Source organism: Psychrobacter sp. NPDC078501, from assembly GCF_044900935.1.
Taxonomy (GTDB): Bacteria; Pseudomonadota; Gammaproteobacteria; order Pseudomonadales; family Moraxellaceae; genus Psychrobacter.
Map to the genome: position 1 here is coordinate 152,749 of NZ_JBJDOS010000002.1, position 21,751 is coordinate 174,499.

At 43.7% G+C, this 21,751-nt stretch carries 19 protein-coding genes; 13 read left to right on the forward strand and 6 right to left on the reverse strand.

Annotated features, from left to right (window positions below; all coding sequences use genetic code 11):
- Nucleotides 1–87 precede the first annotated feature (87 nt).
- The 6 genes from ACI2IW_RS03655 to ACI2IW_RS03680 all read left to right on the forward strand — a co-directional run bounded on the left by ACI2IW_RS03655 (nt 88) and on the right by ACI2IW_RS03680 (nt 6,051).
- The gene (locus ACI2IW_RS03655) at nt 88–1,290 is read left to right on the forward strand and encodes an FAD-dependent oxidoreductase (RefSeq protein ID WP_404692679.1); all 1,203 of its coding nucleotides are present in this window, start codon (nt 88–90) and stop codon (nt 1,288–1,290) included.
- A gap of 221 nt (nt 1,291–1,511) precedes the next feature.
- Entirely contained in the window at nt 1,512–2,504 is a 993-nt protein-coding gene (gene arsS / locus ACI2IW_RS03660; protein ID WP_404692680.1) for an arsenosugar biosynthesis radical SAM (seleno)protein ArsS, read from the forward strand.
- A gap of 76 nt (nt 2,505–2,580) precedes the next feature.
- Nucleotides 2,581–3,402, forward strand: a complete 822-nt coding sequence (locus ACI2IW_RS03665) for a DUF547 domain-containing protein (RefSeq protein ID WP_404692681.1) — start codon at nt 2,581–2,583, stop codon at nt 3,400–3,402.
- 45 nt (nt 3,403–3,447) lie between these two features.
- Nucleotides 3,448–4,152 (forward strand): TIGR04283 family arsenosugar biosynthesis glycosyltransferase, encoded by a 705-nt coding sequence (locus ACI2IW_RS03670; RefSeq protein WP_404692682.1) that lies wholly within the window; start codon nt 3,448–3,450, stop codon nt 4,150–4,152.
- 84 nt (nt 4,153–4,236) lie between these two features.
- Nucleotides 4,237–4,899 (forward strand): TIGR04282 family arsenosugar biosynthesis glycosyltransferase, encoded by a 663-nt coding sequence (locus ACI2IW_RS03675; protein ID WP_404692683.1) that lies wholly within the window; start codon nt 4,237–4,239, stop codon nt 4,897–4,899.
- Between the two features lie 108 nt (nt 4,900–5,007).
- The gene (locus ACI2IW_RS03680) at nt 5,008–6,051 is read left to right on the forward strand and encodes a methyltransferase domain-containing protein (protein ID WP_404692684.1); all 1,044 of its coding nucleotides are present in this window, start codon (nt 5,008–5,010) and stop codon (nt 6,049–6,051) included.
- 158 nt (nt 6,052–6,209) lie between these two features.
- Here ACI2IW_RS03680 and mtnP read toward each other — a convergent pair whose 3' ends face one another.
- On the reverse strand, nt 6,210–7,103 hold the full coding sequence (gene mtnP / locus ACI2IW_RS03685) for an S-methyl-5'-thioadenosine phosphorylase (RefSeq protein WP_404692685.1): 894 nt from the start codon (nt 7,101–7,103) through the stop codon (nt 6,210–6,212).
- A gap of 466 nt (nt 7,104–7,569) precedes the next feature.
- On the opposite strand from mtnP, the gene ACI2IW_RS03690 reads away from it, so the two are divergent.
- From ACI2IW_RS03690 to ACI2IW_RS03700, 3 genes are read left to right on the forward strand one after another with little or no spacing between them, the layout of a single operon-like run.
- Nucleotides 7,570–8,589: a TAXI family TRAP transporter solute-binding subunit gene (locus ACI2IW_RS03690; RefSeq protein WP_404692686.1), complete on the forward strand. Its 1,020-nt coding sequence runs from the start codon at nt 7,570–7,572 to the stop codon at nt 8,587–8,589.
- On the forward strand, nt 8,567–9,130 hold the full coding sequence (locus tag ACI2IW_RS03695) for a DUF1850 domain-containing protein (protein WP_404692687.1): 564 nt from the start codon (nt 8,567–8,569) through the stop codon (nt 9,128–9,130). The genes ACI2IW_RS03690 and ACI2IW_RS03695 overlap by 23 nt, the downstream gene beginning before the upstream one ends.
- 10 nt (nt 9,131–9,140) lie before the next feature.
- Entirely contained in the window at nt 9,141–11,144 is a 2,004-nt protein-coding gene (locus tag ACI2IW_RS03700; protein ID WP_404692982.1) for a TRAP transporter permease, read from the forward strand.
- 166 nt (nt 11,145–11,310) lie between these two features.
- Here the strand turns inward: ACI2IW_RS03700 and lipA are convergent, their stop codons facing one another.
- Nucleotides 11,311–12,354 (reverse strand): lipoyl synthase, encoded by a 1,044-nt coding sequence (gene lipA / locus ACI2IW_RS03705; protein WP_057760861.1) that lies wholly within the window; start codon nt 12,352–12,354, stop codon nt 11,311–11,313.
- A gap of 148 nt (nt 12,355–12,502) precedes the next feature.
- Nucleotides 12,503–12,913: a carboxymuconolactone decarboxylase family protein gene (locus ACI2IW_RS03710; RefSeq protein ID WP_179798307.1), complete on the reverse strand. Its 411-nt coding sequence runs from the start codon at nt 12,911–12,913 to the stop codon at nt 12,503–12,505.
- A gap of 420 nt (nt 12,914–13,333) precedes the next feature.
- Here ACI2IW_RS03710 and acnB point away from each other — a divergent pair, with 420 nt between their 5' ends.
- The 3 genes from acnB (at nt 13,334) to ACI2IW_RS03725 (ending at nt 17,241) form a co-directional block, all read left to right on the forward strand.
- Entirely contained in the window at nt 13,334–15,937 is a 2,604-nt protein-coding gene (acnB, locus tag ACI2IW_RS03715) for a bifunctional aconitate hydratase 2/2-methylisocitrate dehydratase (RefSeq protein ID WP_404692688.1), read from the forward strand.
- Nucleotides 15,938–16,148: 211 nt separating this feature from the next.
- A complete protein-coding gene (locus ACI2IW_RS03720; RefSeq protein WP_404692689.1) occupies nt 16,149–16,592 on the forward strand; it encodes a DUF805 domain-containing protein in 444 nt (147 codons plus the stop codon).
- Between the two features lie 208 nt (nt 16,593–16,800).
- A complete protein-coding gene (locus ACI2IW_RS03725) occupies nt 16,801–17,241 on the forward strand; it encodes a PACE efflux transporter (RefSeq protein ID WP_160020982.1) in 441 nt (146 codons plus the stop codon).
- A 70-nt stretch (nt 17,242–17,311) separates the two neighbouring features.
- Here ACI2IW_RS03725 and ACI2IW_RS03730 read toward each other — a convergent pair whose 3' ends face one another.
- The gene (locus ACI2IW_RS03730; RefSeq protein ID WP_404692690.1) at nt 17,312–18,109 is read right to left on the reverse strand and encodes an enoyl-CoA hydratase/isomerase family protein; all 798 of its coding nucleotides are present in this window, start codon (nt 18,107–18,109) and stop codon (nt 17,312–17,314) included.
- A 339-nt stretch (nt 18,110–18,448) separates the two neighbouring features.
- On the opposite strand from ACI2IW_RS03730, the gene ACI2IW_RS03735 reads away from it, so the two are divergent.
- Nucleotides 18,449–19,261 carry an alpha/beta fold hydrolase gene (locus ACI2IW_RS03735; RefSeq protein ID WP_404692691.1) on the forward strand — a complete coding sequence of 271 codons (813 nt, stop codon included), beginning with the start codon at nt 18,449–18,451 and terminating at the stop codon, nt 19,259–19,261.
- A 149-nt stretch (nt 19,262–19,410) separates the two neighbouring features.
- Here ACI2IW_RS03735 and ACI2IW_RS03740 read toward each other — a convergent pair whose 3' ends face one another.
- Both ACI2IW_RS03740 and ACI2IW_RS03745 read right to left on the reverse strand, forming a co-directional pair.
- The gene (locus ACI2IW_RS03740) at nt 19,411–20,475 is read right to left on the reverse strand and encodes an HpcH/HpaI aldolase/citrate lyase family protein (protein ID WP_394123761.1); all 1,065 of its coding nucleotides are present in this window, start codon (nt 20,473–20,475) and stop codon (nt 19,411–19,413) included.
- Nucleotides 20,476–20,540: 65 nt separating this feature from the next.
- Nucleotides 20,541–21,722: a cysteine protease StiP domain-containing protein gene (locus tag ACI2IW_RS03745; RefSeq protein WP_404692692.1), complete on the reverse strand. Its 1,182-nt coding sequence runs from the start codon at nt 21,720–21,722 to the stop codon at nt 20,541–20,543.
- Nucleotides 21,723–21,751: the final 29 nt, after the last annotated feature.

Sequence of the window (21,751 nt, forward strand, 5' to 3'; positions counted from 1 at the left end):
ACTTTTAAATGAGTTTTTAAAGTCATTTATATCAATCAACATTCGATCAAACACTAACAGCAACTAACCACCTTGATAAAATCATCTATGACGAAATTTTTACCGAAAAAGACACTACTATTGGCAGGCGCAGGTCACGCTCACATTGGTATATTACGCCGACTTAGCGCCGCGCGTTTAAAGGATGCCGATACGATAGAGGCAGACATTCACTTAATTAGTGAGCAGCCGCAAACCATCTATTCTGGCATGTTACCGGGTTGGATGGCAGGGCATTATCAGCTGCATGATATCAGTATCGATATCAAATCGCTCTGTGTGCGAGCAGGTGTGCGCTTTATTCAGCAGTCGCTTGTACAAGTAAACGCAGCGTCAAACAAGGTGGTTACGACTGGCGATGAACAAACGAATTTTGATTACGATGTCTTGTCTTTAAATACGGGCGCAGATACAGACATGCGTTGGCTACGTGACCACAATGGCTACAACGAGCATAAAAGCGATAGTGATGATAGTGATGTTGGCGCTGTTAATACCTATGCTAATACTGACGTGATTGCTATACGACCGTTATCAACATTTATCACTCAATGGCAGCAGATTCTAAAAGATACTCAACAGTCTGAAAGGTATCAATTGGCTATTATTGGGGCAGGAGCTGCGGCCATAGAGTTGGTCATGGCAGCCCAAGTCGCGCTACGGAACATCAACCGTAACCATCAGGTGACATTAGTATGCGGCGAGAATCTCTTGTCAGGGTTTAATTCGGGCTTTCGTCACCGAGTTGTTAAGCAGCTAGATCGTCATGGTATTACGGTAATTCGAGAACGAGCAACGGATTATCGCGATGGTAAATTATCGACCACGCATAAATCATTGCCTATAAATGCTGTCATCGCTGCGACTGGCGTCATAGGCTCGGCATGGACGGCTTCTACGGATTTGGAGATAGAAGGTAATGGGTTTGTCGCGGTAAACGATAAGCAGCAAAGTGTCTCTCATCCTAATGTGTTTGCGGTTGGTGATGTGGCGACACGAATCGATAAATACGTGGCGCATTCGGGGGTTCACTCAGTGCATGGCGGTGCTGTCGAAGCCGATAATTTGTTGGCTTATCTACAAGATAGCGTAATGAAGAGCTATCAGCCAAAGTCACGCACGCTATACCTGCTATCGTGCGGCGATAAATATGCCATTGGTAGTTGGGGCAATATAAATCTACAAGGTCGCTGGGTATGGCATCTCAAAAAGTATATTGATAAGCGCTTCATAGAGGCGGATAAGGGTTAATGCTCATTTGGAATAAACCATAAAATCCATCTGATTAGTCATCAATGCGTATTCATAATCAGGTATGATTGATTAGATAAACCGTAAAGTAAGCAATCAGGTTTTACGTTGTAAATATTAAAAATAAACAGTAAAAGCAATGCGCTACCTTTGTTTTCTAATCTTTAATTTTACGTTGCTATCCTTTTTTAGTTGTACTGCTAACAGGATTTTAGACCACCATGAAATCAACAATTGAGTTACTTGAGCATACGGATTTTCCAGCGATAAAACGACGTCAACTGACCATATTGCAAGTGAATATGGGCTATTTATGCAATATGTCTTGCGTACATTGTCATGTGGCTGCCAGCCCTTATCGTACCGAGATGATGTCGCGTGAATTGGTCGAGTTGATACCAGAAGTATTGCAAGCACAAAATATCGATACGCTTGATTTGACAGGCGGTGCGCCTGAGATGCACGAGGATTTTAAGTATTTGGTCAAGGCCGCTCGGGCATTAGGCGTCAAAGTGATAGACCGCTGTAACCTGACCATTCTTATGGAAGAGGGTTATGAGGATATGGCGCAGTTTTTAGCAGACAACCAAGTGGAAGTGGTGGCTTCTTTGCCTTGTTATTCCTTAGAAAACGTAGACAAACAGCGCGGTAAAGGTGCGTTTGATGACAGTATATTAGGATTGCAGAAGCTCAATCAGTTGGGCTATGGCAAGCCTGATTCAGATTTAACATTAAACTTGGTCTACAACCCACAAGGTGCGACGCTGCCGCCCAATCAACAGCAGCTTGAAGCAGATTACAAGCGTGAGCTAAAAGTACACTTTGATATCGAGTTTAATCATTTATTTGCCCTAACAAACATGCCGATTCAGCGGTTTGGTGCGGTGCTATTGGCAAAAAAACAGTTCCACCCGTATATAGATTTGCTCAAAGCTAATTATATGGCTGCTAATTTGGCCGAGGTTATGTGCCGTTCGACCATTAGTGTCAATTGGTTGGGTGAGCTGTTTGATTGTGATTTCAATCAGCAGTTAGAAATTCCTGTTCCAAACAAGTCACGGCGACACCTAAGTGATTTGTTAACGCAAAACCCTTCTGGTGATGACATCGCCATTGCTGACCACTGCTATGGCTGTACAGCAGGACAGGGCAGTAGCTGTGGCGGCGCGTTAGAAGAAGAGGCAGTAGAACCAGCGTTAGTAGACACGCCTTAGTCGTTCAATATAAGTACTTTTGGCATAGATAAAAAAACATAAATAAAAAACAATCAGTGTAAACGGAGTAAGCCTTATGTCAGTATTTAATTTTTCAGCGAAGACATTTTTCGCACAACCAGTGATTGCCACGACTATTTTATTAGCAAGTGTGGCCGCTCATGCTGACTTTAACCATCAGAGTTGGGATGGTTTATTAAATAAGCATGTGACCATGACCAACGGTGGTAAAGCTTCAGTGGTCAATTATGCTGGCATGAAAGCAGATCAAAGTAAGCTGACAAGCTATCTAGAGGCGACGAGCAAAGTGTCTCAATCAGAGTTCAATCGTTGGAGTAAAAACGAGCAGTTGGCATTTTTAATCAACGTTTATAACGCTGGTACGGTTGATTTGGTATTGACGAAATATCCAAATGTTAAATCTATCAAAGATATCGGCGGACTGTTTGGGTCACCATGGAAGCAAGAGTTTGTTTCGCTACTCGGTAAGACGCGCTCACTTGATGATATCGAGCACAACCTGATTCGTGGCTCTAAACGCTACAACGATCCGCGCATTCATTTTGCGGTCAATTGTGCCAGTATCGGTTGCCCTGCATTGCAAGATGATGCCTTTACCGGCAAGCGTTTAGACAGTCAGTTAGAGCAGGCAACGTCTAAGTTTTTAGCAGACAGTAGCCGCAATAGTCTCAAAGGCGATACGCTAAGAGTGTCACCAATTTTTAAATGGTATAAAGAAGATTTTGCAACCAACTGGCGCGGTACAAAAGATTTGGCAGGGTTTTTAGGTCGTTATAGCTCGTCATTAGGATTGAGCAAAGCTCAGACAGCAGATCTCAAACAAGGCAAGATAAAAATAAGCTATACCGACTACAACTGGAATTTGAATAAAAAATAAGCCAGTTTTTAATCCTACTAGTTGATTAACGTGACGGTATATTCATTGAAACTCTCCATCATCATTCCGATATTAAATGAAGCGGACAACTTGCCTGAGCTTATGGCTCATATTGTCCGTCTCGATCCAGCACCGCAGCAAGTGATATTGGTCGATGGTGGTTCAGTGGATGGTTCGGTTGCTATCGCCAACAATTTGCTCAAAAGTACAGAGGTTGCTCAATCAGCTATCGACTGGCGTATTATCGACTCTACGGTAGGGCGTGCACAGCAGATGAATGCGGGCGCTATGTTAGCAACAGGTGACGTGTTGCTATTTTTACATGCCGATACCGAGCTGCCAGCTGACGCGATAGACAACGTTCAACAGGCAGTAGCTCAGTATGACTGGGGACGTTTTGATGTCCGTTTAGATAGTCGTGAGCCATTGTTAAAAATCGTCGGATTAATGATAAATCAGCGCTCACGTCTAATGGGTATCGCCACTGGCGATCAAGCAATATTTATCAAAAAATCCGTGTTCGAACAGATTGGTGGCTATCCTGATCAGCCATTGATGGAAGATATTGAGCTCTGTAAACGTCTAAAGAAAATTGCTCGACCAGCTTGTCTAAAAAGCAAAGTCACGACCTCAGCGCGGCGTTGGCAGCAGCATGGTACATGGCAGACAATTTTTTTGATGTGGCATTTGCGCTTTGATTATTGGCGCGGCGTATCGCCTGATGTTTTAAAGCAACGCTACTATAAGTAATGAAGTTGTTTGATTTATCAACATGATAGACAAGATAAGAAAGAGTTCATACTGGTGCATTTGACTAATTGAGAGACCGTTATAGTGACAGCTGATTTATCTGCAAGACAGCAAGATACCTGCATCCTTCTTTTTGCAAAATATCCAGCGCGCAATAAGGCAAAAACCCGCTTACAGCCAGCACTGGGTATAGATGGCGCTGCATGTATGGCAAGGCAATTCTTACTGCATAGTATTGATCAGGCTATTGATACGGGTTTTTCCGTTGAGTTATGTGTGAGTCCAGCACCAACAGATCCATGCTGGCAAGCGCTTGATTTGCCTGACTCGTTGCGTTGGTCTACGCAGGCCGACGGTGATTTGGGTTTGCGTATGTTGATAGCCAGTCAGCGCGCATTGCAACGTTTTAAAAAGGTTGTGTTAATTGGTACGGACTGTCCTAGTCTTACGTCAGCATGTATTCAGACAGCGGTACAGCAGCTAAACCAGCATGATGCGGTCATGATTCCAGCGACTGATGGTGGTTATGTACTGTTAGGATTTAGAGAGGTTGATGCAAGCTTGTTTTCGGACATTGTTTGGAGTACAGCTAGTGTTGCTGCTGTCACTAAGCAGCGTATGGAGGCACTAGGTTGGACACTGGCACTATTTGACCCTTTGCGCGATATTGATGAGCCTAAAGATCTAGTGCATTTACCGTCAGGCTGGCTAGATTCTTACATCAATATTAAGGTCGATAATAGCTGATAACGCATAGTTAATAACTAGGTCAATAAACTCACTAACGTAGTTGTATATTCTAAAATGATTTACTAAGATTTTTAACTGGATGGCACATTCAATAAGGATATTGTTATGCATGACGTCGTGCAAAATTATTATGGCAAAGAGTTACAGAGTACCGATGATTTAAAGACTTCGGCTTGTTGTGATATTAGCAATATGCCTGAGTGGCTCAAGCCATTACTCGCAAACATTCATGATGAAGTGTTGAATCGCTATTATGGCTGTGGTCTGGTATGTCCAGCACTGCTCGAAGGCTGCAGAATTTTAGATTTGGGCAGTGGTTCAGGCCGAGATGTCTATGCGTTGGCACAATTGGTTGGTGAGAGTGGCCACGTAATCGGTGTTGATATGACCGATGAACAGCTAGCCGTTGCCAGACAGCATCAAGCCTATCATGTCGATAAGTTTGGCTATGATAATGTGACATTTTTGCACGGTTATATTGAAAAGCTAGATGAGTTAGACCTTGAGGCTAATAGCTTTGATATTATCGTCTCCAATTGTGTTATCAATTTATCACCAGACAAAGCTGCGGTCATGGCCAGTGTGCAGCGTTTGCTGAAACCTGGTGGAGAGTTTTATTTTTCTGATGTCTATGCCGATCGCCGTATCCCGCAACACTTAATTGATGACCCAGTTTTATATGGCGAATGTTTGAGCGGCGCGTTGTATTGGAAGGATTTTAACCGTTTGTCACGAGATGCAGGATTCTTAGACGTACGTTTGGTTGAAGATCGCCCACTTGAGATTACAGATCCTGCTTTGGCGGCTAAAATTGGTGATATTCAGTTTTTCTCTGCAACTTACCGCTTATTTAAAATTGACTCGCTTGAGGATGCTTGCGAAGATTACGGACAAGCGGTGATATATAAAGGAACTATCGAGCAGTCCCCGCATCGTTTTGATCTCGATAAACATCATGCTATCGAAGCTGGTCGGGTATTTCCAGTATGTGGCAATACGTTTCGCATGCTGCAAGAATCGCGCTTTGCGCCGCATTTTGAGTTTATCGGTGATGACAGTCGCCACTACGGTATTTTTGCGGGCTGCGGTGAGCTAATGCCATTTACTCAACCTATGATGTTAGTATCTGGTGCAGGTGGTTGTTGTTAACATTAAAGTGATGTATTTAGTATAAATTTCGAATATACATGCTAAATTATAGAAAAGGCCATTATTTTAGTTAATGGCCTTTTTTGACTTGATTGAAGTCAGATTAAGACTAAACCGATTAGCAGTAGTCAGTTTAAGATGGAGAGTAAATATCAAGATTACGCTAGCAAGGCGGCCAGTCTGATTTTAGTATGCTCGTTCATCGCATCTATAGGTGTGACCAATGCTTGTGTAAGAGCATTATGGGCGATTGACTCAGGTAGTTCGGCAGCAATCAAAGCCACGGCTTTCTGTATCACTTTTTGAGCATTGTCCGCATTTTTCATTAGGTTTTTTATCGCATAGTCGGCACTGACGGCTTCTTCCGTCGGATGCCAACAGTCGAAGTCTGTCACCAGAGCTAACGTGGCATAAGCAATACTGGCTTCACGTGCCAATTTGGCTTCTGGCATATTGGTCATGCCAATAATATCTGCCTGCATCTGACGATACCATTCTGACTCTGCCCGAGTTGAGAATTGAGGCCCTTCGATACAGACATAAGTTGCCTTAAAATGACTGCTACCTTCTACAATATTTGCTTGGTCATAAGCGCGCGTCAAGATGTCTGCTAGGACAGGGCATAGTGGGTCTGCCATCGACACATGAGCGACGGCACCTTCGCCAAAGAAAGTACTCGCTCGCTGCTTAGTCATATCAATCATTTGATCTGGAATGACCATGTCTAATGGCTTAAGATGCGCTTGCAATGAGCCAACTGCTGATACGGATACGATATAGCGTACCCCAAGCGTTTTTAGCGCATAGATATTGGCACGATAAGGCACTTCAGACGGGGTCAGTCTGTGGCCCTGACCATGCCGTGTTAGAAATGCGACTGTCACTCCCTCAAGCTCACCTAAGACAATATCATCAGATGGACTGCCATAAGGCGTCTGTATCGTCACACTGCGTTTGTTGGTCAGCGATGACATTTGGTAGAGACCGCTGCCACCGATGATAGCAATATCAGCAGATAACGTTGCCAGTACTTCCGTGTGGGGTATTGTCATAAGGACTATCCGAATGGGTTAACAAAAGAGAGACACAGACTAGTGCCATGTAACATCCTGAACCAAAAATAGCTCAGATAAAATATAGCAGAACTTTTGCCCTTATAGTTATAAATCGAGAATTCTCATTAATTTGCTATATCTAAAAATTCTTAAGAAATAATGCGATGTGACAATATTTTCCAGATATAGATAAAGGTTTACAATAGCGACGATTTTTGTTTTAATATTTATTAAATGGAACTTTGTTTCGCATAGCAAAACATACATATATGTTAGCTTAATTAATGAATGCCCTATATTTTCTCTGATAGCTTTAAATATAAGGTATTGAAAGAAAAAGAGAAAGTAAGCTAAGGTTTATTTATTGATAGAATTACTATATTATTACTCGTCTGTAACGTATTTATGTATAAATACGGATATTGTTAAACGTATAAAACCGATCACTTCAAGGATGAATTCAATGCTTAATTCTTTAAAATCCCCGTTACTTTTGTCAGCTATGTTGAGTGCTGCGTTAGGTCTAACTGCATGCTCATCTCCAAGCTCAGAAGGCAGTGATACTGCATCTGCAGATAGCGCGGAAACAGATACTGCAGCAGATAAGCTTGATACTAAGTTTTTGACCATCGCTACTGGCGGTGCGTCTGGCCCTTACAACATCATTGGTACTTCATTGTCTGAAGTCTATGTCAAAACTTTTGGCGTAAACTCAAAAACTCAAACTACTGGTGCATCAGTTGAAAACGTCAATCTATTGACCCAAGGCAAGGTCGACATGGTCTTGGCTCTGAGTGACGTGGTGACGGATGCTGTCGAAGGTAAAAACAACTTTGAGCAGCCAATCACTAACATTCAACAGATTGCTGTTTTGTACCCTAATGTGGTGCAAATCGTAACCTCAAAAAAATCTGGTATTAAAAACATTGAAGATTTACGAGGCAAGCGCATTGCGGTAGGCGATCAAGGTTCTGGTACAGAAGTCAATGCTCGTACTTTACTTGAAGGGTTTGGTATCACATATGATGATGTCACCGTTGATTATCTAGGCTTTGCTGAAGCCGCTGATGGTATGAAAGCAGGTAAGATCGAAGCGGCATTCTTTAGCAGCGGTCTACCAAACTCATCTTTGATGGAGCTAGAGCAAGGCTTAGATTTACAGATTGTCACTATCAACCAAGACAAGCTAAAAGAAATCATTGCGACCAAGCCTTACTTCAAAACCTTTGAGATTCCTGCTGGCACTTATGGCAACGAAACAGCCGTACCAACTGCTGCAATTATGAATGCACTATTGGTTAGCTCTGACCTATCTGAAGCAGATGGTTATAAACTAACCAAAGCATTGTTCGATAATTTAGATGGTCTAAAAACAGCTCACCAAGCGGCCAATGATATCAGTCTAGAAACCGCTCGTGATGGCATGGTAGCCCCAATCCATCCTGGAGCTAAAAAGTACTATGACGAACAAGCAGCCAAGTAATTCATTATGGTTATCAACTGGCGCGGCATTTATTGCAGCGCTGGTTTTTTTTACGTTATGGTTAGGCTCTACGCTTCAGTCTGTCGTGGAAGTGCGAGTCGCAGGCGTAGACGGTGCTGATGATAAGGTTTGTTACTTCACTGAGCCTGGCTTTCAGCTACGTTGGATACATTCTGTAGAAAAACAGTGGTGGGAAGAGCAGTATCAACGCATAGACGGCAGCAGTACAGAAGGTGCTGAGCTGTTATTGACCACGACCTATTTTGAAGCGTTCGGTGCAGGGACACCCTCCACCGAAATGCTCGCTCCTATACAAAAGCCTGGCTATCTGGGTTATCAAATCAACGAAAAACTGCCTCGCCTTAATTGGGTCGTATCTAGACTGACCAAAGGTGAAATGAATTATGGTGGTCATCGTTTCTTGATTCACCAGTGGGTGCCAGACTATTCTGAAGTGGTGATCATGCCTAAGACGTATGATTTAATTGATAGATTTAAAAAGGACTTTTGTCATGAACTCCCAAGTGACGGATCAAGGTAGTGTGACTATCATGCCAGATGCTCAAGTTGATAACGATGCTGAGGCGGATGCGGTCAACCGAGCAGTATTGGAAAAATATGACCGAGAGTCAATCACGCGTCATATCACTCAAGGACCAGTAAAATATTTTATCGCTGGCATTTGTATACTCTATTCACTGTTTCATTTATATATCACTTTTAATCCAATGCCAGCATTGCTACAGCGCTCTGTACACGTGGGCGTTGGTTTTGCATTGATATTCCTAATTTTTCCAGCCAGCAAAAAAAGCAGTCGTAAGCGAGTGGCATGGTATGACTGGATTTGGTTTGCCTTGTCTCTATCCGGTATGGGCTATCTCATCTATGAGTATCAAGATATTGTCACCTCGCGTGGCGGTATGGCCAATCAGGTCGATGTGATATTTTCCTTGATTACGGTAGTCTGCGTACTAGAGGGCAGTCGCCGCATCACTGGTTGGATTTTGCCAATCTTGGCCGGCATATTTTTGGCCTATCCATTTGTCAGTCATTTAGACTTTATGCCTGACAGACTTTTGACTCGCCCTTATGATATGGGTGATATCTTTGGTCAATTATTCTTGAAAACAGAAGGTTTGTACTCTGTTGCGATTGGTGCCTCGGTTACCTTTATCTTCTTATTTATTCTCTTCGGTGCATTCTTAGCACGCTCGGGAATGGGGCAGTTATTTAATGATTTAGCATTGGCCATCGCTGGTCATAAAAAGGGCGGACCTGCAAAAGTAGCGGTTATCTCTAGTGGCTTTATGGGCAGTATCAACGGCTCAGCTTTATCCAATGTGGTTAGTACGGGTGCCTTTACCATTCCGTTGATGAAAAAGGTCGGCTATCATAAAGATTTCGCAGGTGCAGTTGAAGCCAGTGCTTCGGTTGGTGGACAGATCTTGCCACCGATTATGGGTGCCAGTGCCTTTATTATGGCTGAGACAACAGGCTTGCCGTATAGCACGATTGCCTTAGCAGCATTATTACCAGCGATATTGTACTATTTAGGCGTCATCGCGCAGGTGCATTTCCGCGCTGGACGTCGTGATCTAAAAGGTATTGCTAAAGAAAATCTACCAGCGGTAAAAGAAGTATTAAAAGCCCGCGGTCATATGCTATTGCCGATTGTCTTCTTGATTTTCTTATTAATCAGAAACGTACCTGTGGGATATGCAGCAGCTTATACCATTGGTTTTACCGTTGTGATCAGTATGCTACGCGCCGAAACGCGCATGAGCTTTTCTGATATTTTGGGTGCATTAGAAGATGGTGCGCGTCAGTCACTTGCAGTCATGGCGGCCTGTGCTGTTGTTGGTATTATCATTGGAGTTGTGAGTCTGACCAGTTTTGGTACAGTAATGACATCCTCTATCGTTACGCTAGGCGCAGGGTCGTTATTTTTCACGCTTATCTTAACGATGTTGGCATCAATGGTTTTGGGCATGGGACTGCCATCTATTCCTGCCTATATCATTACGGCGACGATGGCTGCGCCAGCATTGGCCGGTTTTGATATTCCAATCTTGTCAGCGCACATGTTTGTTTTCTATTTTGGTATCTTTGCCAATATTACACCGCCTGTGTGTCTTGCAGCCTTTGCGGGTGCAGGTATATCCGGTGGAGATCCGATGAAAACAGGGTTCTTGTCCCTCAAACTTGCCCTCGCGGGATTCATCGTGCCGTTCATGTTTATCTATAATCCAACGATGTTGATGATAGATCCAACCGGTTTGGCAGTTACAGCAAAAGATTTCCCGCTGCCACCTATTGTAGATATCATTACAGTGGTAGCGACTTCAGTGACAGGTGTCATTGCACTGAGCTCGGCACTTGAAGGCTACTTCAGAGGCGGTATGAATACGGTGACTCGTGTCATCTTAGCTATTGGCGCTTTATTATTGATTTATCCTGAGATTACCACTGGTATCGCAGGTGGTATTATTGTCCTCGGTATTGCTGCATTCAATATAAAAACAGCTGGAAAGCCAACGCCTACTTTAACCGTGTAAAGCGTTAGGTTTAATCATTCGTAAGTCTAATAAAGCTAAAAAAAGGGTGAATAACAAATTCGTTATTCACCCTTTTTAATATTCTCGAGATGTCGTAATAACTGTCTTAGCTACTGTTCTTAGCGGCTGTTCTTCACAATTACTTTCATCTCACTTGATTACTAAATTAGCAGCCAAGTTTACCTTCAGCTTCTAATGCTTTTTTACTACGGATAGGTGCTGGGCAGTCTTCGCCATAGTACTGACGATCTGCAAAGTAGCTTGAGCGTACCATTGGACCTGCCCAAATGCTAAAGAAGCCAATCTTTTTACCGTAGTCCATATAGCGTTGGAACTCGTCTGGATGGACATAACGATCAACAGGCGCATGGTTTTTACTAGGCTGTAGATACTGACCGATAGTGATCATATCTACATCATGAGCTTTTAGATCATCGAGTAGGGCATAGATCTCTTCTTCTGTCTCGCCAAGACCAACCATAAAGCCGCACTTGGTGGCGATATCAGGACGACGCTCTTTATAAATCTTAAGCAAATCTAGCGAATGCTGATAGTCAGAACCTGGACGGAAAGCTTTGTATAAACGCGGTACCGTTTCGATATTGTGGTTAAACACATCTGGTGCGGTCTCTGTCAATAAATCCAATGCAATATCCATACGACCACGGAAATCTGGTACTAGGATTTCAATCAAACAATTTGGGCTAAGCGCTCTTGATTCGTTTAGCACTTCCACAAAATGTCCAGCACCGCCGTCTTTTAGATCGTCACGATCGACAGAAGTGATTACGGCATACTTAAGCTGTAAACCTTGAATCGTCTCAGCAGTATGACGCGGCTCATCCTTGTCTAGCTCATTAGGACGACCATGACCTACATCACAGAATGGGCAGCGACGCGTACAGATATCACCCATGATCATAAAGGTGGCTGTACCATCAGCGAAGCACTGTGGCAGGTTAGGGCAGGCCGCTTCTTCACAAACGGTATAAAGCTTTTGCTCACGCAAGGTTGCTTTGATACGAGCGACTTCAGCAGGCGAGGACATTTTCACCCGAATCCAATCAGGCTTTTTCTTTGCCTCGACAGTCGGGATCACCTTAATTGGGATACGGGCAACTTTGTCATAGCCACGTAGCTTTTCGCCTTGGATGGCTTTTTTTGGTTTGGCCTTAGCAGCAGGTACATGTGTTTGTACGGCAGTTGTCATAATGGAGTTATCTCTTAACCCTTTATATTATAAGGGTTTATGGAATTATCAGAATGTTTTATGAGTGCAGATATTATAGCAGAAATTTGGTCGTCAATTTTTAAACAATATTGTTAAGATTACTATGATTGCTCGGACGACCATAGTTTTAAATATCTATATCGATTTCTAACTCATTCAGTATATCTATGGCGGCGCGAAACGCTTCTTGCGTGGCGGGTGCACCGCAGTACGGCAAGCTGTGCATGAGCACTTCTCTAATCTCAGCGACACTGGCCCCATTGTTAATGGCACCGCGTATATGACCTTTCAACTCGTTTGGGCTTTTTTGGGCAATTAAAAAGGCAATAGTGATTAATGAGCGATACTTACGCGGTAATACTGAGTCATCTTGCCAAGTGCTGCCCCAAGCGTGTTCAATAATCCAGTCTTGCAGTGGCTGAGTAAATCCTGTGGCAGCATCAAGCGAGCGTTTGACATGCTGCTCACCCATGACCTCAGTGCGTACCTTGAGACCATTGTCATAGTTAGTATTGTTGTCCGTATTGCTATCAGTCATATCGTCGTCCTTAATATTTTTACCAAAATGTTTTTATCAAATCGACTGTTAATAAATCAACTGCTAATCAATCGATATTGCTACATTTCTTTAAGCGAAATTTTATCGAAGTTGTTTCTTACGAAATCGTATATCAGTCATATGGTGTCTGCTCAGTCATAAAGCAAGCGCTGATTGATAAGCGTAATCAGGCAAATGCCAGTTATAATGAGCGCTACAATCATATTATTGATGGCACTATTTTTATAATAAATGTTCAATATGGCCTTACTATGCGCCTTTTCAGAGCTGAGCCATTAACATTCAAAGCGTTTTAAGCTATGATTGCACGGATAATTATTTCATATAGTATATAGACGCAGGCAGTCATGCTGACTACCCACGTAATGTGCTACACCCCAACTGACGAGGACGACTATTGTGTTAGAAGCTTATCGTAAACATGTCGAAGAACGTGCTGAGCTAGGAACTGTACCCCTACCACTAAATGAAAAACAAGTAGTAGAGTTGGTTGAATTATTAAAGAACCCGCCTGCAGGCGAAGATGCGTTCTTGATGAACCTATTAGAAAACCGTATCCCTGCTGGTGTTGACCAAGCAGCATACGTTAAAGCGGCATTTTTGGCTGCTATCTTAAAGGGTGAAACATCATCACCACTTATCAGCAAGCAAAAAGCTGTCGAAATCCTAGGCACTATGCAAGGTGGCTACAACGTTCAGCCACTAGTTGCTGCACTAGATGATAGCGAAGTTGCACAAGACGCTGCTGAAGCATTAAAGAAAACTTTGCTAGTATTTGACGCGTTCAATGACGTGACTGAAAAAGCTGAAGCTGGCAACACTATTGCGAAAGAAGTGATTCAGTCTTGGGCTGACGCAGAATGGTTCTTGAACCGTGCTGAAGTACCAAAGAAAACCACTTACACGACGTTTAAAGTAACTGGTGAGACCAATACGGATGACTTGTCACCTGCGCAAGACGCATGGAGCCGTCCTGATATCCCATTACATTCACTAGCCATGCACAAAAACTCTCGCGACGGCATCAATGCTGACCAAGAGGGCGTTGTTGGCCCAATGAAGCAAATCGAAGCGCTTAAAGAAAAAGGCCATCCGCTAGCCTATGTTGGTGATGTTGTTGGTACTGGTTCTAGCCGTAAGTCTGCAACCAACTCAGTATTGTGGTTGATGGGTGAAGATATCCCTAACGTGCCAAACAAGCGTGGCGGCGGTCTAGTACTTGGTAACAATATCGCTCCTATCTTCTTCAACACGATGGAAGATTCTGGCGCATTGCCAATCGAAAAAGTGGCAGTTGATAACCTAAACATGGGTGATGTATTTGACATCTATCCGTACGAAGGCAAAATCACTAAGCATGACTCTGATGAAGTACTATCAACGTTCTCACTAAACTCACCAACATTGCTTGATGAAGTTCGTGCTGGCGGCCGTATTCCATTAATCGTTGGTCGTGGTTTGACTAACCGTGCTCGTGAATACATGGGTCTTGGTCATTCAGACATCTTTGCTAAGCCAGAAGAGCCAGCTGATACTGGTAAAGGCTTTACGCTTGCACAGAAAATGGTTGGCAAAGCTTGTGGTCTGTCAGGCGTACGTCCAGGTATGTACTGTGAGCCTAAGATGACGACTGTCGGCTCTCAGGATACGACTGGTCCGATGACGCGTGATGAGCTAAAAGACTTGGCATGTTTGGGTTTCCAAGCAGACCTAGTGATGCAGTCATTCTGTCATACTGCTGCTTATCCAAAGCCAGTTGACGTAGAGACTCAGCACACACTACCTGACTTTATCATGAACCGTGGCGGCGTAAGCTTACGTCCAGGTGATGGTATCATTCACTCATGGTTGAACCGTATGCTACTTCCAGATACCGTTGGTACTGGTGGTGACTCGCATACTCGTTTCCCAATGGGTATCTCGTTCCCAGCGGGTTCTGGTCTAGTTGCTTTCGCAGCTGCAACTGGTGTAATGCCACTTGATATGCCTGAATCTGTCCGTGTTCGTTTTGTTGGTGAGCGTCAAGCTGGTATCACCCTACGTGACCTAGTACATGCTATCCCTTATCAAGCGATTAAAGAAGGTTACTTGACGGTCGATAAGAAAGGTAAAATCAACGAGTTCAACGGCCGTATTCTTGAGATCGAAGGTCTGGAAGATTTGACCGCTGAGCAAGCGTTTGAATTATCTGATGCCTCAGCTGAGCGTAGTGCTGCTGGTTGTACCATCACTTTGTCTGAAGCATCAGTGACTGAGTACCTAAACTCAAACATCACGCTGCTTAAGTGGATGATTTCAGAAGGCTATGGCGATGCACGTACGATCAGCCGCCGTGTTGAGCAAATGCAAGAGTGGTTGGCTAACCCAAGCCTCATGCGTGCTGACGACGATGCTGAATACGCGATCGACATCACTATCGATATGAGCGAAATCAAAGAGCCTATCCTTTGCTGCCCGAACGATCCAGATGATGCAAAAACGCTAGCAGACGTGGCTGGTGATACCATTGATGAAGTATTCATTGGTTCATGTATGACTAACATCGGTCACTTCCGTGCCGCTGGTAAATTGCTACAAGACGTACCAGCAGGTAGCTTGAAGACTCGTCTATGGATTGCACCACCTACTAAGATGGATGCACGTCAGTTGATGGAAGAAGGTTACTACAACATCTATGCACAAGCCGGCGCTCGTACTGAAATGCCAGGTTGTTCACTATGTATGGGTAACCAAGCACGTATCGCACCGAAATCTACTGCGGTATCGACTTCAACTCGTAACTTCCCGAACCGTCTAGGTCAAGGCGCTAACGTATACCTAGCTTCTGCAGAGCTTGCAGCAGTCGCAGCGGTACTTGGTAAATTGCCGACTAACGATGAGTATCAGCAGTATGCTGGCATGCTAAACAGCATGGGCGATGAAGTCTATCAATACATGAACTTCGATCGTATGGAAGACTATACTGAAGAAGCAGACAAGATCAACGTTGCTCAGTTGACCTAATCTTGGTTGCAGCTTAAGCAAAACGTTTTTAGGTTTTACAATTCTTATTTAAACAGAAACCCCGTATCGTCATGATGCGGGGTTTTTTGTTGATGACTCTAAGGAAACTAGTATTCATTTACAAACTTTTATTGAGTATCTATAATCAAAGCCAATTGTTGATAACCTTCATTGACAACTTCTACTTTCTACGACTGAGATAAAAAGCCCTATGGAAAATAATATTAAGCTTGATAAAGCGACTCCGCCGCCACTGCCCAGATCTACGATGGCTAACAATCATAGCGCTGAAGCAAATTACGGCATCATTGATTGGTTTAAAAAGGGCATGAGAAATTACACGAATTTTTCTGGTCGTGCTCGCCGTAAGGAGTATTGGTATTTCTTTCTAGTGCAAATGGGGGTGATGATCGTTGCAATGCTGCTAGACGCATTAATATTCAGCTCAGAGACAGGTTTATTTTACATAGTAGCGGCACTTGGTTTATTTCTACCTGGTCTTGCCGTGACTATCCGTCGCTTACATGATACTAGCCGCTCAGGATGGTGGTTTTTGATAGGGATAGTGCCACTGATAGGCTCTATTATATTGCTAGTGTTTCTAGCGAGTGATACCAAGCCCGAAACCAATAAATGGGGTCTACCGGCAAAATAGTCCGGTTAAAACAAGCGATAATCGTTAATAAAACGGCTTACGCCTGTTTACAAATGTCCTCACTGATTTTTGAGTTTGGTTTCTGTATAATATAGGGGCAGGCGGAAACCGTGGCTCTGCACTTTATTTATCTTTTCTAACTCGGGACGGACCGATACTTTGACATGCACCTTGCTGTTTAAATACAGGTGCTTTGGAGTCTTGGTTGATGACCTTATCACCGCTTAAACGTCGCTTAATTTATGTGACCGCTTTCGAAATTATCGCGATTATCTTATCTACCCTTATATTGATGAAACTCAGTCACAGTGACGCATCAGAATCCTTACCAATCGCCGTAATGATGTCGGTAGCAGCCGTCGTTTGGAACTTTATATATAATACCGCTTTTGAAGCGTGGGAACGCCGCAGACGTATTGTACGTCGCACGTTATGGATACGCAGTGTTCATGCTTTTGGTTTTGAAGGTGGGCTGGTGTTGATCTGCTTGCCACTTTATATGATTTGGTATGATGTTGGTCTAGTAAAAGCCTTTATGATGGAAGTGGCGCTACTGCTGTTTTTCTTAGTTTATACGTTTACGTTTACTCTGATTTTTGACAAGATATTTACTTTACCTCATCATTCTAAACCCGCGACCGCTTCTTAATTAAAGGTATTGACAAAAAAAGGGCTACCATATTGGCAGCCCTTTTTTGATAGCATCGTTGTTTATCTTGTTACTTACCTTGATATACAGGCTTACGCTTTTCGATAAAGGCGCTAACCCCTTCGATAAAGTCATCGGTTTTTGCCATCACTGTCTGCTGCTCTACTTCCGTATCTAACGCCGCGCTCAAACCAGCGAAGGCGTGTACGTTGAAGCTCTCTTTCATAGCGGCCAACGCTTTGCCTGGTAATTGGCTCAATCGTAGCGCCAATGCTTGTACGGTGGCTTCTAGCTCGTCAATACTTACCACGTTGTTTACCAGATTTAAGCGCGCCATATCTTCGGCTTTCAGTTTATCACCTAGCATTACAAGTTCAGTGGCTTTTGCTGCACCAACCAATTGGTTTAATAAGTAAATACCACCTGCATCTGGAACTAGGCCGATATTGACGAACGCTTGTACAAACTTCGCATTGTCTGCGGCAATGCGGAAGTCACAAGTAAGCGCCAAGTTCATGCCAGCACCAGCCACGGCACCTTCTAATTTGGCAATAATCGGCTTATGAATATGACGTAGCTTTAAGCTGACTTCGCCTGCGCCTTCCACCATGCCTCTTAATTTTTTTGAAACAATATCCTTGTCTAATCCTTCAGACAACATCTCTTTAATATCGCCGCCGCTTGAGAAGTTACCACCAGCCCCTTGCAAAATAATTACACGTACTTGATCATCTGCAGCCGCTTTATCTAGCGCTATCAAGACTTGGTTTTTTAAAGGTGTGCCAAAAGCGTTTAAGCTTTTTGGATCGTTAAAGGTAATGGTAGCAATGTGCTCTGCAACTTGATAATCGACGAGAGACTGTGACATTTGAGATTTCCTTATTTTAAATGACTGTTTTAATATTTTGTATCAATGACAATGGTACGAAATAAAGGTAAAAATGGTTCAATGCTGATTACTATAGCAGCTTGCTATGATTATAAAAGCGTGTTTTGTGGGCGCTTAAGACACATCTACATACTGGTAAACTTTACTATTCTATCGTAAAAGCTGATGCTAGCTAATGAGACAAAACGACTGGCTCGTAAAAAGGCTATGACCTAAGGGGTTAATGGATTATGCTAATATGCCAGGTTGAGCGTAAAAGAGTCGTAAAAGACAGAAGGGTACGCTCGAACTTTTCATTGATCAAACAAGGATGTGGTTATGCCAACTATCACTGTAAATAACGCTGATATTTATTACGAAGACAGCGCACCGAACGACACACAAAAGCCTGTTATCGTATTTGCTCATGGTCTACTGTGGAGCTCACAGATGTATGACAAGCAAGTGGAGCACTTTCAAACAGACTATCGTTGTATTGCTTTTGATTTTCGCGGGCAAGGTCAGTCGCAGGTTACCAAATCTGGCTATGATATGGAGACGTTGACAGAAGATACGCTGAGCTTACTTGCAGCGCTTGGTATTGATAAATGTCATTTTGTTGGGTTATCTATGGGCGGGTTCGTGGCTCAACGTATTGCGCTCAAACGCCCTGAGTTGTTGTTGTCATTAACGCTGTTAGAAACCTCTGCTGACCCTGAAGATCCAAAAAATATCCCTCAGTATCGCAAGCTAGTGAAAGCGATTCGCTGGTTAGGTATGAAGCGTGTGAGTAATAAAGTGATGCCAATCATGTTTGGCAGTACGTTCTTGGCAGATAAGCTGCGTAAATCTGACCGTAAGCAGTGGCTAACGATGCTACAAAGCAATCGCAAGGGCGGCGTGGTCAAAGCAACAATGGGCGTGATTGAGCGTACAGGTACTTATGAGCAGCTGGGTGAGATTACAACGCCAACACTGATTGTGGTTGGTGATGAAGATGCCGCAACGCCTTATGCCAAGTCTGAACGCATGCATTTTGCTATCGCTGGGTCCAAGCTTGCTATTATCAAAGGTGCGGGTCATACATCGACAGTAGAAGAGCCTGATCAAGTGAACCAAGTACTTCGTCAGTTTTTGGAAAGTTGTGCTTAATGTAGTACTGTTCGAGAGCTTTATAGCCTCATATCTATAAAAAATCCTAAGCAAATCTCTATATAAAAAAGCCGCTACCTGTATTTGATAGCGGCTTTTTGTAAGGTGCAATTTGTTAAATGGCATTCAGCCATTATCAGCGATGACAGCTACATTCGTGAGCTGTACTGGCTATGTCCGTCATCAATGGTTCCAAAGGCTTCTGCACGATTGACGATTTCAGTCGCCCAAGCACGGTGCGTCGCAGGCTCTAGCATCGTATTATTGTACTTAAATACCGCTTTGGCTTCAGTGTGAAGGATCGCTTGCGCTTCATCCAGTGTACTCAGTGGCACACAGTAAGCTTGCTGTACCAATGCAATTTGGCTTGGATGAATGACAGTTTTGCCCACCATCCCTAAGCTGACATCTCGGTTTAGCTCTTGCATAAACAATGTCGGCTGGTCTAAATACTCAAATACTGGCGCGGTAAGATAAAAACCATGCGGCACAAAACAGCCAAGCATTTGATAAGCCAACGTACCGATAGGCGAGTCATAGACAATACTGTTTTTTGGGCGGCGTAAGCGCAATGCTGCAAACAAGTCATTACCGCCGATACGCAATGCAAAAACTGGTTGGCTAAACGCTTCTTTAAAAGCGATGGCAAGCTCCTGATTGTGATGCGGATTAAACAGCGCTGCGGTTTCGAGCGTCGGCATAAGTAGTTGATCTACTTTTAGGTTCTGACAAGCCATGCGCCAGTTAGATAGGCTATACATATCAACTTTTGGCATAACAAAACCATCGATAAGATCGATATGGGCATAATCAGCCAGTTGCTGTAGCATCATCGGGCTACGTGGGCGTATAAAGACTAGTGGACGCGTTGGATGCTGAGCATGAATCTTTGCCGATTTAGATGGCGCATTAATGCTATTCACATGCTCAGCCCAAGTATCCAGCAGGGTGCGCAAACGCTCAAGCGCCAACTCTACATCCTGCTGACTGACCGCATCCTCTAGACAGATAATAATACTATTAATCGTCGGTAGTTTATCTCGCTTGATAACTTGCCAAATATCTTGGCGAGTCGCAGGCATGTATAAGCTAGCACCGAGCTGATATGGATGGTGTGTGTGTGGTTTGACCATCGCATGACGCTCAGTTATCAGATGCGCATAAGATTGGGTATCATTGTAAAGGTCTGACTCGGTTTTTAGCATATCTGACATAATTGGCATCATAAGTAGAGAGTATAAGAGAACGAAAAAGAAAGTACTTAATACCGTTAAATGTATTAAGTGTCTTGGGAGCGCTGCTTGATAAGCGTGATGGCTTGATAAGGCAGTATTTTATCACCTAATACACTGATAGTGATGTTTCGTTGCGCACATAAATGGCGTAGCAATATGGTATCAGGGTGCTCAGCAGTGGCGAGCAATATACGCTCGGGATCACGGCGTAATATGGCACGTGTTGCCTCGGCAATAGTCGGCTTAATACGGTTGCGATTGACGATATGATAATCTGCTGCCAGCGTCTCTATCAGCGCCGCAGTCTGGTAGCGTGGCTGCTGGTAAGTCGGTAAACGGGCTGGAGTAGTAGCCAATGATCGTCTCACGGCATCGATATGATCGATAAATGCCAAGCTGTGATCTACCTCAATTAAATCATCATAAAAAACACTGCGATGTAGGCCTGATGACGGCTCCATGTATAAGCTGCGCGAAATTAATCCCGATACGGTGCTATTTAACAAACCCGATGGGATTAACCAGTCTTCTTCACTAGCCGCTAGCCAAGCAACGCCAGCCGGATCAGCAAGGGTCAGTAACGGAATGACGTCAGCGCCTTGATGAAAAATGTTGGCAAAATTAACATGGGTAGAATCACTAAACTTCTCTAGACTACGAGCCAACTCTTGATAGATGGCCCCTTTACCTGTCCAGCCATCGACGAAGACAATCGGACTGTTTGGATAAGCCTCTAGTAGCATTTGCAGGGCCACTGGATCAAGACCACGATCACGAATGATACTGATGCCATAATGTACACTTGGCAGGTGATAGCTACTGTCTGTATCCGACAGCGCACGCTGCAATAACACACCGATCGGTAGACCTGCTCGTACCAAACTGACCAAAACCAGTGGATGCTCATTACTAACGCTGTGCTGAAACACCTGATGTAGCGTATGAGACAAATGAGCAATATCAGTCGCGGTTCTTGTTGAGCCTTGCTCTAATGCCTGTATGTATAGCTGCTCATGCATTGCAGTAGGTGCTTGCTCTAAAGTCAACATGTCAGAGTAATGGCGTTGTCCGCTTTGGATAAGCGCTTCTTTTTGACTGACGGGCACATCAGCAACCGCGTCCTTATCCACCATATCGAGTAGGACAGTGACATCGCTTGCAAGATAGCTGCCTGAGCCATAGTTTTGCAGAGTAGCTCTTTTTGTCTGTATATTAGGTAAAGTCATAGTATGAATAATAGCACTCGTGATGATAA

Bases quoted from the DNA above. Each gene is read 5' to 3' on its own strand.
- ACI2IW_RS03655 (WP_404692679.1), top strand. From the start codon at position 88: ATGACGAAATTTTTACCGAAAAAGACACTACTATTGGCAGGCGCAGGT.
- arsS (WP_404692680.1), top strand. From the start codon at position 1,512: ATGAAATCAACAATTGAGTTACTTGAGCATACGGATTTTCCAGCGATA.
- ACI2IW_RS03665 (WP_404692681.1), top strand. From the start codon at position 2,581: ATGTCAGTATTTAATTTTTCAGCGAAGACATTTTTCGCACAACCAGTG.
- ACI2IW_RS03680 (WP_404692684.1), top strand. From the start codon at position 5,008: ATGCATGACGTCGTGCAAAATTATTATGGCAAAGAGTTACAGAGTACC.
- mtnP (WP_404692685.1), bottom strand. From the start codon at position 7,103: ATGACAATACCCCACACGGAAGTACTGGCAACGTTATCTGCTGATATT.
- ACI2IW_RS03690 (WP_404692686.1), top strand. From the start codon at position 7,570: ATGCTTAATTCTTTAAAATCCCCGTTACTTTTGTCAGCTATGTTGAGT.
- ACI2IW_RS03695 (WP_404692687.1), top strand. From the start codon at position 8,567: ATGACGAACAAGCAGCCAAGTAATTCATTATGGTTATCAACTGGCGCG.
- ACI2IW_RS03700 (WP_404692982.1), top strand. From the start codon at position 9,141: ATGCCAGATGCTCAAGTTGATAACGATGCTGAGGCGGATGCGGTCAAC.
- lipA (WP_057760861.1), bottom strand. From the start codon at position 12,354: ATGACAACTGCCGTACAAACACATGTACCTGCTGCTAAGGCCAAACCA.
- ACI2IW_RS03710 (WP_179798307.1), bottom strand. From the start codon at position 12,913: ATGACTGATAGCAATACGGACAACAATACTAACTATGACAATGGTCTC.
- ACI2IW_RS03720 (WP_404692689.1), top strand. From the start codon at position 16,149: ATGGAAAATAATATTAAGCTTGATAAAGCGACTCCGCCGCCACTGCCC.
- ACI2IW_RS03725 (WP_160020982.1), top strand. From the start codon at position 16,801: ATGACCTTATCACCGCTTAAACGTCGCTTAATTTATGTGACCGCTTTC.
- ACI2IW_RS03730 (WP_404692690.1), bottom strand. From the start codon at position 18,109: ATGTCACAGTCTCTCGTCGATTATCAAGTTGCAGAGCACATTGCTACC.
- ACI2IW_RS03735 (WP_404692691.1), top strand. From the start codon at position 18,449: ATGCCAACTATCACTGTAAATAACGCTGATATTTATTACGAAGACAGC.
- ACI2IW_RS03740 (WP_394123761.1), bottom strand. From the start codon at position 20,475: ATGTCAGATATGCTAAAAACCGAGTCAGACCTTTACAATGATACCCAA.
- ACI2IW_RS03745 (WP_404692692.1), bottom strand. From the start codon at position 21,722: ATGACTTTACCTAATATACAGACAAAAAGAGCTACTCTGCAAAACTAT.